The 19249-nt window shown below is 58.4% G+C and carries 16 protein-coding genes and 2 pseudogenes; 2 read left to right on the forward strand and 16 right to left on the reverse strand.

Annotated elements, in window-relative coordinates; genetic code table 11:
* Positions 1–7: 7 nt before the first annotated feature.
* The 12 genes from virB10 to GGD53_RS23130 are packed head-to-tail and all read right to left on the reverse strand — an operon-like array spanning position 8 to position 9098.
* Entirely contained in the window at positions 8–1183 is a 1176-nt protein-coding gene (virB10, locus tag GGD53_RS23080) for a type IV secretion system protein VirB10 (RefSeq protein ID WP_184459126.1), read from the reverse strand.
* Between the two features lie 8 nt (positions 1184–1191).
* Complete coding sequence (gene virB9 / locus GGD53_RS23085; protein ID WP_184459127.1) at positions 1192–2049, reverse strand: P-type conjugative transfer protein VirB9; 858 nt, start codon at positions 2047–2049, stop codon at positions 1192–1194.
* Positions 2046–2717, reverse strand: coding sequence for a virB8 family protein (locus tag GGD53_RS23090; RefSeq protein ID WP_008535994.1), 672 nt, complete (start codon positions 2715–2717; stop codon positions 2046–2048). Before GGD53_RS23090 ends, virB9 begins: the two co-directional genes overlap by 4 nt.
* A 1-nt stretch (position 2718) precedes the next feature.
* Positions 2719–3000 carry a hypothetical protein gene (locus GGD53_RS31965; protein ID WP_080712063.1) on the reverse strand — a complete coding sequence of 94 codons (282 nt, stop codon included), beginning with the start codon at positions 2998–3000 and terminating at the stop codon, positions 2719–2721.
* A 39-nt stretch (positions 3001–3039) separates the two neighbouring features.
* Positions 3040–3972, reverse strand: a complete 933-nt coding sequence (locus GGD53_RS23095; protein WP_184459128.1) for a type IV secretion system protein — start codon at positions 3970–3972, stop codon at positions 3040–3042.
* A gap of 2 nt (positions 3973–3974) precedes the next feature.
* Positions 3975–4208: an EexN family lipoprotein gene (locus GGD53_RS23100; RefSeq protein WP_184459129.1), complete on the reverse strand. Its 234-nt coding sequence runs from the start codon at positions 4206–4208 to the stop codon at positions 3975–3977.
* Positions 4205–4906 (reverse strand): P-type DNA transfer protein VirB5, encoded by a 702-nt coding sequence (gene virB5 / locus GGD53_RS23105; RefSeq protein ID WP_184459130.1) that lies wholly within the window; start codon positions 4904–4906, stop codon positions 4205–4207. The genes GGD53_RS23100 and virB5 overlap by 4 nt, the downstream gene beginning before the upstream one ends.
* Positions 4903–7266, reverse strand: coding sequence for a VirB4 family type IV secretion/conjugal transfer ATPase (locus GGD53_RS23110; protein ID WP_184459131.1), 2364 nt, complete (start codon positions 7264–7266; stop codon positions 4903–4905). Before GGD53_RS23110 ends, virB5 begins: the two co-directional genes overlap by 4 nt.
* Positions 7259–7597 carry a type IV secretion system protein VirB3 gene (locus GGD53_RS23115; RefSeq protein ID WP_184459132.1) on the reverse strand — a complete coding sequence of 113 codons (339 nt, stop codon included), beginning with the start codon at positions 7595–7597 and terminating at the stop codon, positions 7259–7261. The genes GGD53_RS23110 and GGD53_RS23115 overlap by 8 nt, the downstream gene beginning before the upstream one ends.
* A 5-nt stretch (positions 7598–7602) precedes the next feature.
* The gene (locus GGD53_RS23120; protein ID WP_086084193.1) at positions 7603–7902 is read right to left on the reverse strand and encodes a TrbC/VirB2 family protein; all 300 of its coding nucleotides are present in this window, start codon (positions 7900–7902) and stop codon (positions 7603–7605) included.
* Entirely contained in the window at positions 7899–8558 is a 660-nt protein-coding gene (locus tag GGD53_RS23125) for a transglycosylase SLT domain-containing protein (protein ID WP_037145469.1), read from the reverse strand. The genes GGD53_RS23120 and GGD53_RS23125 overlap by 4 nt, the downstream gene beginning before the upstream one ends.
* A 3-nt stretch (positions 8559–8561) precedes the next feature.
* Positions 8562–9098, reverse strand: coding sequence for a hypothetical protein (locus GGD53_RS23130; protein WP_018446357.1), 537 nt, complete (start codon positions 9096–9098; stop codon positions 8562–8564).
* A gap of 98 nt (positions 9099–9196) precedes the next feature.
* Here GGD53_RS23130 and GGD53_RS23135 point away from each other — a divergent pair, with 98 nt between their 5' ends.
* A complete protein-coding gene (locus GGD53_RS23135; RefSeq protein ID WP_037145471.1) occupies positions 9197–9568 on the forward strand; it encodes a hypothetical protein in 372 nt (123 codons plus the stop codon).
* 774 nt (positions 9569–10342) lie between these two features.
* Here GGD53_RS23135 and GGD53_RS23140 read toward each other — a convergent pair.
* Positions 10343–11262 (reverse strand): annotated as a pseudogene (locus GGD53_RS23140) (ArdC family protein).
* A gap of 294 nt (positions 11263–11556) precedes the next feature.
* Between GGD53_RS23140 and groEL the strand changes: the two are divergent.
* Positions 11557–11766 (forward strand): annotated as a pseudogene (gene groEL, locus GGD53_RS23145) (chaperonin GroEL); the annotation flags it as partial.
* Positions 11767–12527: 761 nt separating this feature from the next.
* Here groEL and GGD53_RS23150 read toward each other — a convergent pair.
* The 3 genes from GGD53_RS23150 to GGD53_RS23160 all read right to left on the reverse strand — a co-directional run bounded on the left by GGD53_RS23150 (position 12528) and on the right by GGD53_RS23160 (position 19021).
* Positions 12528–15326: a sensor domain-containing protein gene (locus GGD53_RS23150; RefSeq protein ID WP_184459133.1), complete on the reverse strand. Its 2799-nt coding sequence runs from the start codon at positions 15324–15326 to the stop codon at positions 12528–12530.
* A gap of 175 nt (positions 15327–15501) precedes the next feature.
* Complete coding sequence (locus GGD53_RS23155; protein WP_008534399.1) at positions 15502–17763, reverse strand: methyl-accepting chemotaxis protein; 2262 nt, start codon at positions 17761–17763, stop codon at positions 15502–15504.
* A 292-nt stretch (positions 17764–18055) separates the two neighbouring features.
* Positions 18056–19021, reverse strand: a complete 966-nt coding sequence (locus GGD53_RS23160) for a helix-turn-helix transcriptional regulator (protein ID WP_008534397.1) — start codon at positions 19019–19021, stop codon at positions 18056–18058.
* Between the last annotated feature and the right edge of the window lie 228 nt (positions 19022–19249).

Raw genomic sequence — 19249 nt, forward strand, 5'->3', positions numbered from 1 at the left:
GCCGAACCTATTTTGTCACGAGCTTCGAGGAGGGGCTGAAATCCCCAAGCACAGCGTGGTCGTAGATGCGGTTGCGGGGCTCGGTCACACGAAGCCGATAGACGCTGGAGAAATCGAGGTCGCGGGCGACGAAGATCGAAACGAGCTCGCCCTGATGTTTCATGAGCGTCGGGGGAATGTTGATCGATTGCTCGACGGCGACCGCCGCGGCCTGCTGACCGGCACTGGTGGTATCTCGCGCTTCGACATCGCTGTCCTCCAGCCGGCTGCTGACATAGGAACTGGCATCACCGACGATCGACAGGAGCATTGCGCTGCCGAACCGCTCCCACCAATGGGTGTCGACAAAACCGTCGATGCCGGCCCGGCCAAGCGCATCGGTTGCAGGCGACGCCAGAGTGATGATCACGCCTTTCGGCGTCTTTGCCCGGCTCCAGAGAACGAACAGACGCTTTTGTCCACCCCGAATGCCGCCGCGATATTCTCCGACGATCTGCGTGCCTTTTTCCATCAGCACCACGCGGCCGTTATCTGAGAGAACGTCCCGGCTGATGACGCAGCTCGTAAACCCTGGCTGATCGGAGGAGAGCGCGGTTTCGAGAACGCAAGGAATGGATGTCCCCATGGCGACGATGAAATCGCGATTGCCCAAAGTGCCGGCACGCGATCCCTGCAGTTGGGTCGGCATCAGCATGCGGTTGAAGCGTTGGTCCTCGTTTTCGCCCTGGCCGCCAAGGTTGCCGGCGGCGTTCGATCCAAGTGGGACATAGTTCGATTGAGCCTCGGCGCCAGCCTCCTCTTCCGGCCGGCGGGCTTGGGGTGACTTCCCGCCGCCATAGGCGATGACAGGTGCACGGCGGGCAGCGTCGAGTAGCTTGTCATCGTCGGTCGGCGCCTGCTCGGCGGCAACAGGCGTCGGCAGCTGGACCTGCGGCGGTGTCGCCACCGGCTCTGGCTCCTTCGCCGGTTCGAACTCCGATGTCTGCCGGATGACGACCCGCTCCTGCTGGGCACCGTCTGACGGTTTGTCCTGCCCTCGCATCGACCAGAGCGCGAAGGCGACAAAGACGACGATCGCCAAGGCGACAGCGCCGCGTTTGAGGATCGGGTTATTGTCGAGGCGGCCGCCGGCCGACGTCTCGGCGCGCTCGCCCGGGATCTGGGTAATCTCTTCCTCGGCCATGTCACCTCCTATTGCGCCGCGCCGGGCGGCGCCTTGACGACGCGCTCGACCGATGGTGACGTCGTGTTGGTCTCGGGATTGATGCCGACGCGATCGTAAGCTTCGTTGAACACGCAGAGGACGTCGCCGCCCCGGCGCAGGATGAACTTGCGGCTGATCGCGTGAACGAGGACGAGATTGCCGTCGACGGACTTCGGGACCAGGCTTTCGCTGCCATCGGAATTTTCCATGTAGATTGCCGGCATTTCCTGGTTGCCGGCAAAGGCGAAGGTGGTGACCTTGCCGTTGTCATAGACCGCTTGCGGCTCGAGCGCCTGGGATCCTTGTGCGGAATAACGCCAGTTGCGCGGTCCATAGGCTTCGTGAAGGGCAAGCACGCGATCGGCCTCACCGGCCTGGGCCGCCTGCGCGCGCGCAGCTGCTTCCTGCCGGCGCCGCTCCGCATCATCAGCAGGATAGCGATATTTCACATAGAAATAGGTGTTCTGACCGGCGTCGACGCTGCCGTCACGGACGGTAAGCTCCATCTGATAGCTGCGGGTCGAGCCGTCCCGTCGTGTCGTCACGACCGAGATATTCGTCACCGGCTGGTTTTCCCGGGGCTTCAGGAACAGGATGTTGCCGGCCGGCGCCACTTCCCAGGCAACGCTGTTGCCGAGGGCGACATGAGCGATTTCCTCGTCGGCTTCGAATTCGACCTGCACCGAAGACCGGAGCGTTCCAACGACTTTGGTGATGTTATAGGGCTGGTAATCGACGAAACGGATGCGGCTGTCCTGTGCGGCGCCGCGTGGCGTTTCGAGGGCGAGCGCCGCTGATGAAAACCCGGTGGCCAGGATGAGCGGAAGGAGAAAGTGCGGTCTCAATTGATGGTCTCCGGATCGGCGCGATATTCGCTGACGACGAAGCCGAGCGGATTGGTCAGCCGGTCGGTCGAGGACATCGGAGCGTTGGCATAGGAGAAGGTCAGGGTCGCAACCCAGTGCGTGGTGCGCACCTCGTCACCGCGGGTCACGGTCCTCATATAGCGGACGGATGCCACATTGGCGTTGATCAGCGAGATGGAAACAATGTTGATCCGCGACGTGGCGCTGCGGCCATAAATGTTTTGCGGGGAATCGGGATTGCTGCCGCGGTAGACTGCGGCAAATCGAGTCTGTTCCGGCTGCGTCGACAGCAAGGCGACGGTGCGGAAATTCTCCTCGCCCTCGCTCCAGACGTAGCCCTCGCGGGCGCGGACATATTTGGCCGCGAAATATTTGGTGACGGCCTCGTCGTAGGTGCCGGCGGTGGATGTCAGCGCCGAGACCACATCGACGATGCCGGTGGAATTATCGACCCGCACGACGAAGGGCTCGACGGTTTTCAAAGGAGTGAGGCCGGCAACGGCAAAGACGGAAACGGCAGCAAGCGTGCCGGCGCAAGCAGCGACGAACCAAGCGATGCGGGCGGAACGCTCGACCTGGATCATCCGGTCCTGATCGAACCGGCGGGCTTTGTCGAAGTAACTTTTGAGGTTATTCGTGGTCACCATGTCACTCGCCCTCGCATGGACGGTAGGAGCCCGCGACATCGAAATGCCCGAAAGCGGCCGGTGTGCCTGAAGATGGTTCCGACACATAGGAGGCAGCGTGGCTTGTCGGTTCAGCGGGAACGCCCCGCGTCGCCGGCTGCTCGCCTCCACTGTCCTGCCATTGCCACATGGCGCGGTTCAGCGGCCGGCGGGAATAACCATCACATTTCGGCAGCGGGTGGGACATCGAACCGCAGCCTACGAGACCAGCGGTCAGAAAAAGCGATAAAACGATTCGGAGCATCCAAAAAACCTGTTCAATTATCTGAAGCATTGGTGGCCGTCATTCGGTCCGGCCTGGAGTCAGGCGGCGGCCGACGGAACGCGCGCCGCGGCCGACCGCTCTGACTGTGTGGGATGTCGCCCAGGCGAGCGTGCTTTCATGCGCATCGCGGGCGGCGCCGTAGCCGTAGGTGAGCGACGCCCCGCCCGCCGCGAGAGCTGAAGCGATGCCGGGCAGTTGGTAGAAGACGTAGAGTGCGGCAACGCAAATGGCGCAGAGCGCGATCGGCCGCATAAGCACGTCACTATAGCTTTCGATCGCCGTAAACGTCGTGTCGATGCAGGTGATCAGTAGCGAGCCGATGGCAACGACAAGCACCTGCAGGACGACGAAATTGACAAGCTGGCCGATCCAGGATTCGGTAAAACGCCGGGTCGACTGGAACATGGCGAGCGCGATGAAGATCGGACCGATCGCGAGCACGATAGCGAGCGCCAGTCGCGCGTAGAGCGACACGATGTAACCAATCGCCGCGACAAGAAAACTTGCGCCTATAACCAGCAGGCCGCCCACGCCGGTGACGATGTCGATAGGCCAGGAGCCCCGCGACCATATCTCTTTGGCGCACCTCTGGCCCTTATCCAGCAGGCTGTCGAATGTGGAGGCGCTCGGCGCCGCGCCGGAGTTCAGCGCCTGCGAGATCTCCTTTGGCAACGCATCGAAGAAGATGTTTGTGACATAGGTCTGATAGTCGCCGGCATTCCTGACCAGCATGACGATGATGGCGAGCTTCATCGCTCGGAAAGCGAATTCGAGGATCGGTTCCTGCACGGAGCCGCGCAGAACGAGATAACCGTAGAGCACGACATAAAGTGTAAGTGCGGCCGTCAGCGGGCCGCTGACCCAGCTGGCGATATTCGAGGTGCCGGAGGAAATGAAGTTTTCCAGCGGTGTTTTGAACTGTCCGTCGACGAAGCTGAAGACCTGATACATCGTCAGCCTCCCAACGATTTGCCCATCCGCTCCAGCCGCAGCTTGCCGTCGGCTGCCTCGGCGTTGCGGCAATTCGGCGTATCGCGGCGTTCTCCCGGATTGTTACGGCATTCGCCGATGATTTTCACGAGCAGCGCATTGTCCGCCATGAACTCATCGACCGTGTAAATCTTCTCCGCCTGCGGGGAGCAGGCCGCCAGAAAAAGCATTGCCGCGCTAAAAAGAAGCCACTTCATTTGAGCGCCGCTCCCATCGTATCCATGCGCTTGCGCCAATCCTCGGCCTCGCGCTGTTCATCGACCTGAACCTGGGCCTGCTGGACCATCTGCAGACCCTGCATGCGCAGAACGTCGGTTTGCAGGAACGCGGTTTCAGCCTGGAGGCGAGCCTGCAGGTCGGCTATGTCCTTGGCATCGGCCGCACTTGAGATCTTCTCGCGAAGCTCATCGATGCCGTCGATGCGCTTGGTCGCCGCATCGTAAATCTGCTGGCCGAGGCTCATCTGCCCGGCGTTCCGGTTCTGAATGCGCGACAACTCCTGGGCATAGAAATCATTGGCATTCGTGCGATAGCTGGAGTTGTCCTGCAGGAATTTCGAGGCTGAGCTGCCGAAGACGCCGCTGCCGGAACCTTTGAACAGCCCCTCGATCGCGTTGAAATTCTGCGGAAGCGCCTTGCGGATCGAGGGATCGTTCAAGAGGCTGGCGACGTCGGCCATGTTGGTGATCTTGTTCAGCGAGCCGTAGAGCTGCTGGGCTTGCTGGAGCTGCTGGTTCAAGGCGTCGAGCTGGGACTTCAGCTGCGTGATGCTCTCGATCTGCTTGGCGATCGATGTCTGATCGATGACCGGGATGCCCTGGGCCGATGCCAGCATCGCCGACGCCAAAAGAGCGGCCGATACAAACAATGGACGCATCGTTGCTGTTCGGATCATGCTGTCTTCCTCCTCTGATGAAACACGGCAAGCCAGTCCTCCCGTCCCTCGCCGATCTCCGATCGGATGGCGTCGGCAAGTTCCACATTGGCGGTCCCGCCGGAGAGGATGGCGAGTTCGTCGGCGAAGCCGTTGAGGTTCAGCTCGGCGACGACACTGTTGTGCCCCTGCTTGACGATGAACCGGCGGCTTTCGACGGAGAGTTCGCGCGAAATGAGCTCGAATTCGCGCTCCGTCAGCTTGAAGCCGTCGACGTAGTCGGCGCGGTCGCCGCGCGGGTTCGGAAGAAAGATCTGCGTCGGGCACTGCTCGATGATGGTGTGGGCGATCGGCGAGACGATGGCATCGCGCGGGCTCTGGGTCGCAAACAGCATTAGACCGTTCTGCTTGCGGATCGTCTTGAGCTTGTTCTGGGCGAGATCACGAAAGTCTTCGTCCTGCAGCGCCTTCCAGAACTCGTCGATGACTATGATGATGCGGCGCCCGTCGATCAGCTGCTCGATGCGGTAGAACAGGTAGGCCATCAACGGCGTGCGGATCTCCTCGTTGTCGAGGAAATCGGTCATGTCGTAGCCGATGAACTTGGCGCCGATGCCGATATCGTCGGTCTCATTGTCGAAGACCCAGCCAAGCGGTCCCCCCTTCTCCCACCGTCGAAGACGTGCGGCAATGCCCTCGGGGTCGGTGTTGTTGAGGAAGGTGCGCAGGGCGCCGATGGAGCGACGCTCCACCGGCAGGTCCGCCACCCCGTCGAACGCCGAGGCGATGTCGCGTAACTCGGTGATCGATAGCTCGCCAGCGGATCGGACCAGCTTGGCGATCCAACCGGTGAGGAATACTTTGTTTTCCGCAGTGAATTCCAGTGCTTTCAACGGCGCGCAGCCGGTGGAGACACCATTTCTCAGCGGCAGATAAGTACCGCCGGCTGCGCGCACGAAGAGATCGGCGCCGCGGTCCTTGTCGAAGAAGACCATATGCGGATCATGCTTTTCGAGCTGCGACAGCATGAAGTTCAAGAGCACCGTCTTGCCCGCACCCGACGGACCGCAGACAAACGTGTTGCCGAGGTCGCCGTGGTGAAAGTTAAAATAGAAGGGCGAACCCGAGGCGGTCTTGAGCATGGCGACCGCCGGTCCCCACTCGTTGCCCTCCTTCTTGCCCGCCGGATAGGAATGATAGGGCGCCAGGGCTGCGAAGTTGCGCGATGTGATCGCGCCCGAGCGCGCCCGGTAGCGGAAATTCCCCGGCAATTGCGCCCACCAGGCGGCCTCGAGCCCGAGATCCTCGCGGGCGACGACCGCGCCGCCACTGGTGAGGTAGGCGCGCGCCTTCGCCATGTGATCGGTCAGTTCCTTGACCGAAGGCGCGAAGACGGCAAGCGCAAGGTGATGTTCCCCGAGAACGAAGCGATTGGATTCGAGATCGTCCATCGCCTCGCCGAGCTCCTCGATCTGCGAGGCCGCCTTGTCGCCGGCGCTGACCATCTGGTTCTGCTTGCGGCCCATAATCGTGCGGGCATCGGCCTTTGAGGTAAAGGCGAAGGACTGCGTCAGGATGAACTCGAACGGTGAGGTCAGGATAGCGTCGAGCATGCCGCTGCGCGTGGTCGACGGATATTCCTTGAAGCCGAACATGCCGGCATAGCGGCTGTCGGCCTCGTGACGGATCTCGACGGTCTCGCGCCCGAAAATCACCCGGTCGGAATAGATCGCTGAGGAAATTCGTCCCTCCGTCAACGGAATCGGTTCCCGCCGGCCGCCGACGATCTGGTGGAGCACTTCGCTCGGCTCGGAAAACAGGATGCCGTCCTGTTCGTGGAGGGTGAGCAGCCGCGGCGCGAAGCGCTGCAGCCCGGCGACGACGTCCACCACGCGGTCACGCAGACGCTTCAGAGCCTGGCCGTCGAGCTCGGTAGCGGATCGACGGGCCTTACGCAGCCGTGAGAGAAGCTTGGCTGCCTTTTCGGCCGGATCCCGGCCGGGATGCCAGATAAGGGTGAGGTAGAGATCGTTGCGAAACAGGTCTTCCCTCACCATCCGCTCCCGATACCTCGCGTTCAGACCGTTAGAGAAGGGATTGGCGAAGCGTCCCTCGGGATAGGCATTGTCGCGGCGGCGCACCACATGCGTCCAAAGCGCCAGCCGCTCGTCCGCGATATTGCGATAGAGCGTGTTCAGGCCGCGGTGCAGGCCGTTGAGGTCCCTGACGTCTGATGTTTCAAAGGAAACGCCGTCGAGAGCGATCATCGTCATTAGCGCTCGGGATTCGAGCGAAATGGTCGTCTCGTCGACGTGCCTGACATAGGGAATGAAGGTCTCCGGCCCGAGCTCGCGCGATCGGAGCGTCGCAATGTTAGCCAAGGCTGAGATCCCTTTCGTTGTAACGCCGGGTGAGCGTCAGAGGCGAGAGCGTGGCGCCGCCCCAATAGGCGGCATTGCGGGAACGGCCACGGGTTTCGATCCACGCGATCAGGATGCGAAACATATTGTGGTCGTGCTTGACGAGCGCGCGAAACAGGACATGAAAGACGATCCCGACCAGCGCGTAGGCAATCGATCCGGCGGTGATGTAAAGGATGGTCGTCAGCATGATGTTGAGGCCCATCGCCTCCATCGTCACGCCGGCGATCATTGCCGGGCGCGTGCAAGCGAGGAATAGGATGTCTTCTTCGAGACTGGGAGCGCTTGCCATGCCGATCAGCCCCCGACGATCGTGTTGACCAGTTCGGTGGCGCCGAAAATGCCGCCGATGCCGATGATCCAGAAGCCAGCCCTCCTCAAATCCATGTAGCCGAACATCCAGGCAATGCAGATAATGATCACGGCGATCACCGCCAGCAGGCGGGCGATATTCCCGGTGAGCATATCGACGATGTTCTGTAGGACGCTTTCGATCCCGGCAGCCTGGGCGAAAGCTGGCTCCACCAAGCAGATGACAATAGCCGCCGCCATGAGGGTGGATGCGGCAAAGGGGCGAAGACGGACTTTGGAAATCATTCACTTTGCTCCGATCGATCATTCTGAAAAACGAGAACCGAGGATTGCCGCCCTGAGCTGAACACGTCCCAGGATGCGGCCTCGACGGTTTGGGAGGATTGTTTCGCAAGCGCCGGCGCCGCCTCATCTTGCGGCTGCTCTCCAGGCCCGATCCGGCTATCGGGCTCGCCGATGGTGAGCGAGTCAAGCATCGGCGATAACCGCTTTGCTTCCTGGCGTACCTGCCTGTCATATTTGACCATGGCGCCGAGAGATGGATCATCGCGGCCATAGTAGGACTGGAGCATCACCCTTTCGGCCTGAGCAGAATCCCCCGCGTGTAAAGCGGCGCGGTAGTATCCGTCGAGAAGCGTGGCCGTCGCCTTGAGGCTCAGGCAGGGATCGAAGGCGTCGGCGACGGATAGCTTCAATTTTTGAAGCGCCTCTATCGCGATACCGCCGAGCCCGATCTGAATATCCTGGTGATCGGCAATCAGAGACGTCGTGACCTCGATCGCCTCCGCCTTCGATGCGGGTTGAGCAGCGAGTGGTGGGCCGCTGTTGATGCGGATGGCGAAGGGCTGAAACCGGCTCTCAAGGCTGACAATGCCGGCCAGCGTCTCCACCTGAACCATCGGCGCGCAGGTTTGCGCGATTTCGACGAATGCAGCACCCATCGGTCAATACCAAACGCGCTGTTTACCGGCGCCGTCGATGGTGACATCGACATAGTGCGGCTGCGATCGCACATTCGGGCGCGTTGTCGGATAGCCGATGCACTGGCGGTGCCCGTCCACGCGCTGCCAATGTGGCGACAGGACCGAATTGTCGCGGGAAGTATAGTCGTTCCCATCCCAGCAGAGGCTGTTGCTCACCGGCTGCGGCGATGTCGATACGCAGGTTGCTTGCCGACCGCCGCGACCGCTATCAGTCGTGAGCTTGTACCCCGCATCGCAATAATAGGGTTCATAGCCAGGCCGCGAACTCTGAAAACCGACGCCGCTACAGGTCGGGAATGAGTGCCCCTCGGCAAGCTCCCGCCACAGCTTCTGGATCGGCGGCCGGCATTCTGCATATTGCGTCGGCCCGCCGGGATTGGAAAGGCATAGAATAACCTGGCATCCCCAATCCTCGGCCCGCGCTTTACTGCCGAAAATAAGATAGGGTGGCGCAACGAAGCAGACCGTAAGCAGTGAATTCAGGAGAAGGCTTTTCATGAACAGGATCCTTCGAGACGACGGCGTCCCATTGCGTTCAGGAGAACCCGCTTTGCTCGCCCAGGTTTATACTGATCTATATAACACAGTTAAATGACATGACAAGCGCGATTAAAACGCAGTGGCACAACCTTGCCTTCTCGGGGCTCATTCTCCATGAGATCCTCGACCATCCGCTGGAGGACGAGACCCCGCAGGCGAGGCTGAAGCAGATCGGCATGATGACGATCCTCTACACGATGACCCAGGCTCACCAGAAACTAACCCTCTCGAATATCATCGAGATTACCGAGCTGACGCGAAGCGGCGTGAAGGAGACGGTCGATCTTCTGGTCAAGCGGGGAATGCTGGTGGAGACGATGGGAAAGAACTCCATGGGCCGGGGGACGGCACGGCAATTCGAGATCTCGCAGGACCTCCTGAGCAAGCTGAGCTCTTTCCGCGCCAGCCAGGAAGCGGGATTAAACTGACTGATTTTCGATGACTGATAAGGCGAGATGGCGAATCACTCACAACTCCCGATCGCATGGCTGCAGGCAGCCATCAGTGACGATCGGGCAACCCGCCCGCAGGCGGGTTCCAATCAAACAATGAAGAGTATCGGAGAAATCAGCATAGCGGCGCCGTGAGGCGGATTTCGGGAATTCTCGCCCCGCTAAGGGCGGAACAAGGGCAGCCGCAGGAGCCTCAGCATAGCGGCCGTCAAGGGAGGCGGGACCGACTGCCCCCGCCCGTGCGTTCCCTATCTCCGTCGCCGCTCAGCATATGGAGCGCGTTGCGCACCGGCGAACTCGGCTGGAACATGACCTACCGGTGAGGGCGCCAAAGCAATATTTTTTGCTAGTTCCAAATAAATCATCCGACGACCCGCTGTCATCAACGCTTCTCTCGATGCTACGCACGACGACTCCTTCGCGCGGGACATCGTTCTCGTTCGCCCTCGGCGGACGATGGCTTCCGCCATCGCGATGCTAAGGGAGGATCTGCCGGAGGAGGTTGCAAGCCTGGACAGTCGCGTGATTTTCAGCATCGACGGTCGAGGGGATGCGCTGGTTCTCACCACGGGGCCGCATGACGACGCCGTCGGAATACTTCGCGCGTCACTTCAATATGCCGGTGAATACGCCCCACTAGCTGCGCGAGGTCAATGCGTGACGATTTTAGACGCCGGTTCGCGGGATAGGAGCTTGCGGCCGTCGGGTCGCGGCAGTGGGCGGCGTCCGGGTGGCTGATAAGGAGGCGGCTCAAGCCGCCTCCTCCTTGTTGAGATCCGGCTGCAGGTCATGCAGGTAGTCGACGGCCCGTTGCGCATGAGCTGCCGCTGAAAAGATGGCGCGCTTGTCGTTGCCGAGAACCTTGAGCCAGCTGTCGAGATAGCTTGCGTGGTCGGGGCGCGGTTCGAGCTCTGGAACGACACCAAGATCGGCGCAGAGAAAGCAGCTACCAAGTTCGGCAATGAGCTCTTCGCGGGCGCGTTCGCTCCTGTCTTTCGCATAGCGGCTCAGATCCCGATCGAGTCTTCGCGGTGCAGCCGTCCAGTGCGTCATCTCGTGACTGAGGACGGCGACGTAGGAGGCATCGTGCCGGAAGGCGTCGACGCATGGCATCTGGATGTAGTCCCGAGCAGGAGCATAATAGGCCGCCGATCCACCGTGGCGGATCAGGGCGCCGGTATTGGAAAGAAGCGGCCGGCAGCACCGATGCGGCTCATCCAATCCTGGTCAGGCCCGATGGAATGGGCAAGGCCATTGAGCCCGGTGATCTGATCGGTGTTGAACACGGTGTAGGTTTTGAGAAAGGGGATATCCCGTTCGATTTCGGCGCCTGTCTCCGTCCTCTCGGCGCGGATGAAAGAGCTGGCAAAGACGACGGTCGTGCCGGTTTCGCCCCTGCGAACGGCGCCGCCAAGCTCGATTGCCTGACGAAACGTCATCCACCTTGGCGATGCAAAGCCGCGGGCGATGGCTTCAGACCAGAGGAGCAGAACATTGATGCCGGTGTATGGTTGGCCGTTGTGGCGCAGTGGCCGGCTGACCTCGGCCGTCCCGCCTCCCGCCGTCCACGGCTTGGTCCATGGACGGACGCCCTGTTTGAGATCGGCGATGATCTTGGTGGTGATGCGGCTGTAGATATCGGATCGTTGATTGGATTGCTGCCTGTTCATGTCTGAACCTCCGTTCGAGGTCGCGGCCATCGCGACCTGCTACGGCGGCCCAAAAGCCGGGCTGCAAGCGCGGCCCGCACCCGCAGGGCCGCAACGAAGTGGAGGACGGCAAAGCCGTTGTGGGCGGCGCGAGCCTGGCAGGACCAAAAGCCGGGGCAGGACGGGATGCAGCAACACCACGGCGAGACTGGTTTGAAACCCAGGCAGAAATGAAAAATCCAGTCTATTACGCAAGGCGGGAGCGTCCGGGATGAATCGATGGACCCGAAGCGTGGCATCGACCTTGCGCGGCCGTTCCTCGTCGACGCAATGGAGAAGGTTAGCAACGAGAGTGCCATTTCGTCGAGGAAGCCAAGACCGCCGAGACCAAACTCGTGGTCTTCGCGCGCATGCAATTCGACCGCGTACCTCAGCCCCTACTTCGTCGCCAACCAGGACAAGATGCGGGTAGAGTTCGAGGATCCGTATATCCTCATCCACGAAAAGAAGCTATCGAACCTGCAGCCTTGCTGCCGGTAAGTTGAGGTCTGATGGAGCATTCCAATCGGCCGACCGCCTTCAGCAAATAGGCAGAACCATTACGAAATCACGGTGCAATCGCTGGCGTTTTTTTCCGCCACCCGTTCAAATGGCCGAAAGTTTCGAGTTGATCGAATTGAAGCTCCCGTCTTCGGGAAGTGGTGGGATCCGGGAACGTTTGGCAAGATTCAACGAACCACTGGCCGCCACGCCCAGAGAGGGTCATAGGGAATACGATGACAAGCGCGGACGCTCAGTCGTTCAGTCAGGTTGCGAGCACGTATCAACTTGGGATCGGTATGACTCACATAGCGCCTCCAACTGATTTACGGCACTAGCCAAATCGTGAAGTTCCGATTTCAGCGATTGGATGATGTCGAAATGTCCGGAGCCATTCGAATTCGCAGTTGAACTTTTCAAATCCGCAGAATTTCTATTCGGATGGGGAAATGGGATGAGCTTTTGCACGGTTATGCTTTTGACGATATTGACTCTGAATAGTAGATTGTACTGGGCAAGTCTTTGCAATGGCAATCGAAAGCGAAAACACGTCAACGTATGTTTCGTCGCGCAATTCGGTACAGGGCCTGCATATTTCGGAACATCAAAGCACCTGAAGTTTTCAGTAGTTCCTGTTGGTCCGCGTTTTATCCAATCGCCCAGAGTAGTTTGGGCTTCCGTTGGATGAGTGCGGTATAAACAGCGCCGCAGGTGGCGTGGATCCTGCGCGCTGTTAGCCGTAGGCTTCACGCGGTTCGGGTCCCAACAGATGCGGGAGGCAAGCGCATGAGTGCCACCCCTTCCTCTGCGGGCATCGGCGTAAGATGGGAATCACCGCGAGAGAACTCGGGCACTGCGTTTGCAGCGAGAAGTTCGGACTTCGGGATGGGCTTGCTATAGTAGAACCCCTGTGCCACAGCGCAGCCGCTTTCAGCCAAGAATTTTTCTTGATCGACCGTCTCCACGCCCTCAGCGACTACATTTTGCCCTAGGCAGCGCGCAATTGAGAGAATTGCCTTGACCAGTTCTCTACTTCGCTTGTCGGATCGATTGATGAATGACCGGTCAATTTTGAGGGTATCAATGGGAAAGTTAGCCAAATAGCTCAGAGATGAGTAGCCGGTGCCGAAATCATCGATCGCTATGGAAATTCCGCTCGCATGCAATTGAGAGAGTGTCGTCGAAACGCCCTCGCAGTTATGGAGCAGGAGACTCTCAGTTATTTCAACCTCGATCCACTCCGCACGACAACCGGTTTCCTGCAATACGTCCGCCACCGTTTGCGACAAACGCGGGCATTGAAACTGCTTAGGAGACAAATTTATCGCAATCTTGTGCGGGGGCAGTCCATCTGCATTCATGACGGCAGCCGTGCAACACGCCTCATGCAGCACCCATCGTCCAAGATCGATGATCAATCCCGTTTCCTCGGCGACACCTATGAATTCTCCCGGAGGGATCAATCCCATCTTCGGATGATGCCATCGTAGCAGTGCTTCTGAACCGATCACCTTTCCGTTGTCCAATAGGACCTTTGGCTGATAATGGAGTTCAAGTTGCTCATGTTTCAAAGCTAGGCGTAGGTCTGATTCTAGCGCTAGGCGCTTTTCAGCCCCAATCGTGAGATCCTTTGAGTAGAAGCGGAAGTTGCTACGCCCCGAGCGCTTCGCCAAATACATCGCAGAATCCGCATATTTCACCAAATCGTCGGGAGCGTCGCCGTCATTTGGAAATACCGATATCCCGATGCTGCAGGATACAAAGATCTCCCTGTCGGAAAGCATGAAGCGTTCGCCGAATGCGGCAAGCATTCTGCTGGCAATTTGAGCCAAATCGTCATTGTCCTGAACATTGGGCAGCAAGACTGCAAATTCATCTCCACCGAGTCTCGCCACGGTGTCGCTGGCACGGACGCCTTTTTTCATGCGTGTCGCCACCTGCCGCAGTAACTCGTCACCGACGGGATGTCCCATAGTGTCATTGATCGCTTTGAAATGGTCCATGTCGATCAGCATCACCCCGGCTCGCTGGCCCGCCGAAGCCGCGTCCCCGATCATCTCGCGTAGCCGTTCATTGAAAAGTGTCCGGTTAGGCAGGCCGGTCAGAGAATCGTAGAATGCCATCTGATGGATTTTCTTACGGGACGTGTCCAGTTCGGTGATATCGCGGGCGACGCCGAGGATCCCCATCAGCTTTCCCCCCGTGAATACCGGAACCTTACGAGTCTCCAAAAGCGTTGATCGACCGTCCTCGTGAGCGGTAAACCGTTCCTCATTGATGAGAATACGGCCGGCTTGCATGGCCTCCTCATCCTTGTCACGAAAAAACTGGGCGAGTTCGGGAGTAAACAGGTCATAATCCGTTTTCCCGACGATTTCCGCTTCTGCCTTGCCGACCAATTCTTCGAAGGCATGATTGCACAACAGATATTTGCCTGTTACGTCTTTCAGCCATACCATATCCGGAATGGTCTGCAGGACACTTAGGAGGCGAGCCCGAGCTTCAATAGTTGTGCCCTCGGCGTGCTTTCGTTCGGTAATATCGCGAGATAACACCAGAAAAGTGACGGTTGAGTGATTGCTGCTTGGTCGCCTTGCGACCGACAGTTCAAACCAACGGGATTCGCCGTTTGGTAGGGCTATACGGACACAACGACCGTAGGAGGCGCCGGTTTCATCGGCTTCTTCAAGAGCCAGCATAGCGATGTCGGCCTGATCTGGAGGGAGCACATCGCGGACAAGCTTGCCGAGCAGCACTTCTTTTCGCTGCGCCAGGATCTCCTGATTCCTTGCCCAGACCTGCAGGTAGCGACCGTCGGCATTTACCTCGAACAGAACGTCAGGAATGGCGGCAATAATTCCCTCTGCGAATTCAAGAGCCTCTTTGAGATCATGCTCCGCACGTTTTCGCTCTGTGATGTCCAACATCGCGCCAACCAAGCCGATCCTGTTACCAGCGATATCAGTGATTGCGGTCTTGCTGAGTAAAAGATCAACGACACCACCATTCTCGGTGGTGGCCTTTGCTTCATATTGCTGAACACCGCCATTTGCAAAAAGCGCCTCGTCCAACGCGGCATACGTCTCGGCTATGGGTGCGGGCACCAAATCGAAAACGGTTTTTCCGATAATATCTCCCTTTGAGCGGCCGGAGAAGCTTTCGAAGGCCCTGTTGCAACCAAGGTGTATCCCATCTCTGTTTTTGAAGAAGACGGGTAACGGGATCGCGTCGAGTACGACGGCACTGGACATCTCTTCGGCGTTGAATGGCAAGTCGATGTTTGTCGCAGGATGCCGGGGATTCGCCCGGAAAGCCTTCTCAAACGGTTGCTTCAGACTTGCGACATCTGCGTCGTGACCTTGCGATGGCCGGACAACGGAGGCTTCCGAAAATGGCGGGGCCGTGCCCGTGGCAAGCGGAGGGCTGGCATTGACCGCGTTGCGGAAGGCTCCACGCCCCTGGTCGATTTGAGCATCAGTCGGCATCTGCACTTCCACAGGCTGTTCGGGGCGGGATGTGCGTTCCGATTGACGTACGTGTTTCATGTGCCTGTCCTGCTTTGTCACGTGGCTGAGCAATCATGCGTCAAGCCAGCATTTTGTTAGGACCGCACAAGTCATTTGGCGGAGTACCATGCCGCTACCCCACCGGGATATCGCTCTCATTCAGAATCATCAAAGACGTGTATTTGCATGTGGTCGGCGACGCCGCCCATATCATTTAGAACGCTTGCCAATCATCATTCGAAGGCGCGAGCACCAGGTTACCACGGCGCATCGGATAGTCTCCGCGGTCAACCATTGTCTGACCGGGCGGGAAGCTCTTCCCAAGTTCGCCCGTGACCTTCTGTGGCTTCCCGCTCTCGTCTTTGAAGTGGAAATGTTTCAACAGTGCGGCTAGGCTTTGGCTCTCTTGAGCGAGGTGCGATCCTGCAGTATTCATCTCCGCGACCATGCTCGCATTTTCTTGAGTGGCATGGTCCATATGGTTAACCGCGCCGTTGATCTCGCGCAGGCCCGACGATTGTTCCTGGGAGGCCGTTGCGATTGCGTCCATATGAAGATTTACATCCTGCACAAGCTCTTCAATCGTTCTCAGGCCCGATCCGGTTTCACTCACGAGCCTTACGCCTTCGTCGACGGCAAGAGCTGAATTGCCGATGAGATCCTTGATTTCTTTTGCCGCTGTCGCTGAGCGCTGTGCAAGCTCCCTGACCTCCTGGGCAACAACCGCAAAGCCTTTTCCCGCGTCGCCAGCACGCGCTGCTTCGACGCCGGCGTTCAGCGCCAGGAGGTTCGTTTGGAAGGCGATCGCGTCGATGACGCTGATGATCTGGGAAATCTGCTTGGAGGAGTTTTCAATGCGATTCATGGCGCCGATAGCATCGCGTACAACCCGACCGGACATTTCCGCATGATCTCGCATCTGTTGGACGGCTCCGCGCGCCTCAGCCGTCCTCTTCGTGGTCGATGCAACGTTGACGGTTATCTCCTCCAACGCCGCTGCAGTTTCCTCGAGCGAAGCCGCCTGCTGCTCCGTGCGTCTTGAAAGATTTTCAGATGCGGCCGAGACGCCCGAGCTGCCATTCGTGACCGTTTCGACTGAATGGCCGACGGTAACAAGCACGTCCCGGAGCTGACGAATTGAAGCGTTGAAATCCCTGCGCAAACTTTCAAACTGTGGCGCTAACGGCTCCTCAATTTCATAAATCAAGTCTCCATCCGCCATCCGCTTCAACCCGGTTGCCAATGCCGTCGTCGCTCGGATGAGGCGCTCTTCTGCTTCTTTTTCCGCCCTTACCTGAATATCCAGCTTCTCTTGGTCAGAACGAATGCGCTCAGCTTCCGCGGATGTCTCCAGGTTACTTTTCTGTATGGCCGCGCCGCGGAAAAACTCAAGGCAACGCGCCATGTCCCCGATCTCGTCGCGTCGGATCGTCAAGGGCACCGGCGCCGACGTATCGCCTTCTGCGAGTGCCTTCATTCGGCTTGTCAGAGTCCGAATGGAGCTTGAAATTCTCCGAACGACCGAAATGCACAAAATGAGTACCGTAGACATGATCAGAAGCGTGGCGCCGGAGTAGCCGATAAAGGCATTGCGAAGATCGGCGTAACGCTGAAATGCCATCTCGTCCAACTCGTCGCCGGTGCGCATAATGAGTGCGGTCAACAAAGCAGCCCGCTGTTGGGTGATTTCATTCCATCGATCCAACGTCTCGGGGGGGAAGGAAACGCCCGGCTGGTTTGCATACATCTGATCGCGAACGCCCGCGATGAACTTGCCTGCGGCGCTGGCCTCGAAGTCGTCATAAGATTTGACGAGATCGGCGGGGAGAAATTCCTGCATCGCAGGCACATAAAGCTGCTTTAGATTTTTTGACTGTAAGAGGGACGAAAATAGATCGACGGACATGGCTGAATTTTTGACGTAGGCTCGGCCGGGCCTGATCTCCAGCAAACTAGCTTCCGTGATCTGCATGAGCGCGTGAAAACCGGTAATTTGGCGTGCTAAATCCAAATCATTGACAGTCGCCCCAGTGCGACGGACGAGCTCCAAGCCCGCAAGGGCAGCTGGGCGCAAAGCAACAGCTCCCTCCGCCTCGCTAGCCGTTCCGTCATCGACGCGCCGGCGGAAGCTATCGATATTGTCCCGCCTTTCACGAATGATCTGTACCGCCCGTTCTATGGCCGGATCGTCGAATGCCTTTTTCCAAGAGTCGTAAGCGGAAAAGACCGCTGTAAAAGCCCTGTCCGATGCAGCTTGCTTTGCCCGACGCACGTCGGCGCCTGCAAACGCTTCCGCCGCTATAGCTTGGGCGAGGAATCCGCCTTCCCGCCCAAGTCGCTGCGTTGTTTGTGCGCTGCGGAAGGTAGAGTATTCTCGGTAATATCCCAGTGATGTTGATACTCCGATGATTACGAACGCCGTCAACGGGATAATTGCCAAAATCATTAAAAGTAGAGATAGCGGCAGTCTCGACATATGTTCCTCATAGACGACTATAAATTACACCGGCTTCCATTAGCGACGCGGTCCAGAACATTGCGACATTGACCGCTATGTGTGAGATGACCTCGGCATAATTACTATAAGATTAACCCCTGTAGTGGTCTTGAACTGCGTTGCGCAGATCGGAACATCGTCGCGTTCAGGGGATCATCTGCAAGACAGATCTTGGGCCGAGGCAGTCGGCTTTTCTGGAGAGTGCTGTTGCTGCAAGCCTTGAGGACGGTCGAGCGTGCCGGCTGATCGTAGCTCGGTCGGCGCAATCTGCTTATGATATACGCAATGTTTCCGAGGGAAGTACCCCATAGCGCTTGCGATAGTCCGCAGAAAATCTGCCTCTATGCACGAAGCCCCATTTCAGAGCGACCTGCGTGACCGAGAGGCCAGGTTCGCCTGTCATCAGTTCCTGATGCACTAATTCCAACCGTAGGTGCTGCAGGAATGCCAGAGGGGTCGTATTCCGAAAGTTGCGAAAACCGCTTTGAAGAGTGCGTCGGCTTACGCCACAAGCCGTTGCGATTTCCTCAAGAGATAGCGGCCGAGTAATATTGGCACGCATATAGTCGACCGCCCGCTTAACGGCCTTGGGTAAGGGTGATTCAGCAACGCGGCATAACTCAGATGAGTAGCGATGCTGCGCAGCTTCGATCAAAAGCTCCATCGTCGTTTCAGTGAGGTGATGAAGTGCTATCGGTGATTGAAGGAGGGTTCCGTCTCGTAATCCAGCATACAGCACTGGTACCAGTTGAACCAAAAGGGAGCCGAACCCGACCGATAGGTCGATTTCTGGCGAAAAATCGAGGCTGCCTCTTATTGGCGTATTGAGCCGACATCCCAAACGGCGCGTCAGCTCATCATGGGCGATCCTAAGCCCCAAATGTTTCCTGGGCCCAATGAATTGGGTCGTACTCGCCGACATACTGTTCACGAAAACGCCCCGCGTTCCCTCTGACGGGATTTGTCTGCCGTCAACGGTAACGACCGATCGCCCATGTAGTGGAAGCATGATGATGTTTGCCTCCGCCGGTCCCCGGTGCTGGACGGTTAGGTCGCCCTCGTAGTGCGCGGCAATAACTGCAATCGGACCATTGGTAATCGCATGTACATCGTAGGCGATCGTCTTATCGCCATGTACATGCGCTTCAGATTGCGGGGAAAGCCTCGAAAGCGCTGCCGCGAGTTCCTCGCTGCAGGTACCTTTGAGCGAGAAATGGTCAATCTTAGAGGGGGACACTCTCAACTCTCCACATCATCACTTCCTTCCCGAAACGGTATTCAAGCATGAGGCCCGCCTATCGCTAACGACAGGCGGACAGGGCAATTGACTTGTCGCGGCCAGTCCTCGCCGTGAATTCGACGCAGTCGAAGTCGCCTAAGTTGATAGTGCGAAGATCAATCATTGTTATATATGGAACTCCGACAGAATTGTTACCTGCTGCCAACCATCGCTTTGCAACCGATT

This window comes from Rhizobium aethiopicum, assembly GCF_014197535.1.
Taxonomy (GTDB): Bacteria; Pseudomonadota; Alphaproteobacteria; order Rhizobiales; family Rhizobiaceae; genus Rhizobium; species Rhizobium aethiopicum_A.

What these genes read in the sequence shown, in the direction of transcription:
- virB10 (WP_184459126.1), bottom strand. Translation starts at nt 1,183, where the DNA reads ATGGCCGAGGAAGAGATTACCCAGATCCCGGGCGAGCGCGCCGAGACG.
- GGD53_RS23090 (WP_008535994.1), bottom strand. Translation starts at nt 2,717, where the DNA reads ATGGTGACCACGAATAACCTCAAAAGTTACTTCGACAAAGCCCGCCGG.
- GGD53_RS31965 (WP_080712063.1), bottom strand. Translation starts at nt 3,000, where the DNA reads ATGCTCCGAATCGTTTTATCGCTTTTTCTGACCGCTGGTCTCGTAGGC.
- GGD53_RS23095 (WP_184459128.1), bottom strand. Translation starts at nt 3,972, where the DNA reads ATGTATCAGGTCTTCAGCTTCGTCGACGGACAGTTCAAAACACCGCTG.
- GGD53_RS23100 (WP_184459129.1), bottom strand. Translation starts at nt 4,208, where the DNA reads ATGAAGTGGCTTCTTTTTAGCGCGGCAATGCTTTTTCTGGCGGCCTGC.
- virB5 (WP_184459130.1), bottom strand. Translation starts at nt 4,906, where the DNA reads ATGATCCGAACAGCAACGATGCGTCCATTGTTTGTATCGGCCGCTCTT.
- GGD53_RS23115 (WP_184459132.1), bottom strand. Translation starts at nt 7,597, where the DNA reads ATGGCAAGCGCTCCCAGTCTCGAAGAAGACATCCTATTCCTCGCTTGC.
- GGD53_RS23120 (WP_086084193.1), bottom strand. Translation starts at nt 7,902, where the DNA reads ATGATTTCCAAAGTCCGTCTTCGCCCCTTTGCCGCATCCACCCTCATG.
- GGD53_RS23125 (WP_037145469.1), bottom strand. Translation starts at nt 8,558, where the DNA reads ATGGGTGCTGCATTCGTCGAAATCGCGCAAACCTGCGCGCCGATGGTT.
- GGD53_RS23130 (WP_018446357.1), bottom strand. Translation starts at nt 9,098, where the DNA reads ATGAAAAGCCTTCTCCTGAATTCACTGCTTACGGTCTGCTTCGTTGCG.
- GGD53_RS23135 (WP_037145471.1), top strand. Translation starts at nt 9,197, where the DNA reads ATGACAAGCGCGATTAAAACGCAGTGGCACAACCTTGCCTTCTCGGGG.
- GGD53_RS23150 (WP_184459133.1), bottom strand. Translation starts at nt 15,326, where the DNA reads ATGAAACACGTACGTCAATCGGAACGCACATCCCGCCCCGAACAGCCT.
- GGD53_RS23155 (WP_008534399.1), bottom strand. Translation starts at nt 17,763, where the DNA reads ATGTCGAGACTGCCGCTATCTCTACTTTTAATGATTTTGGCAATTATC.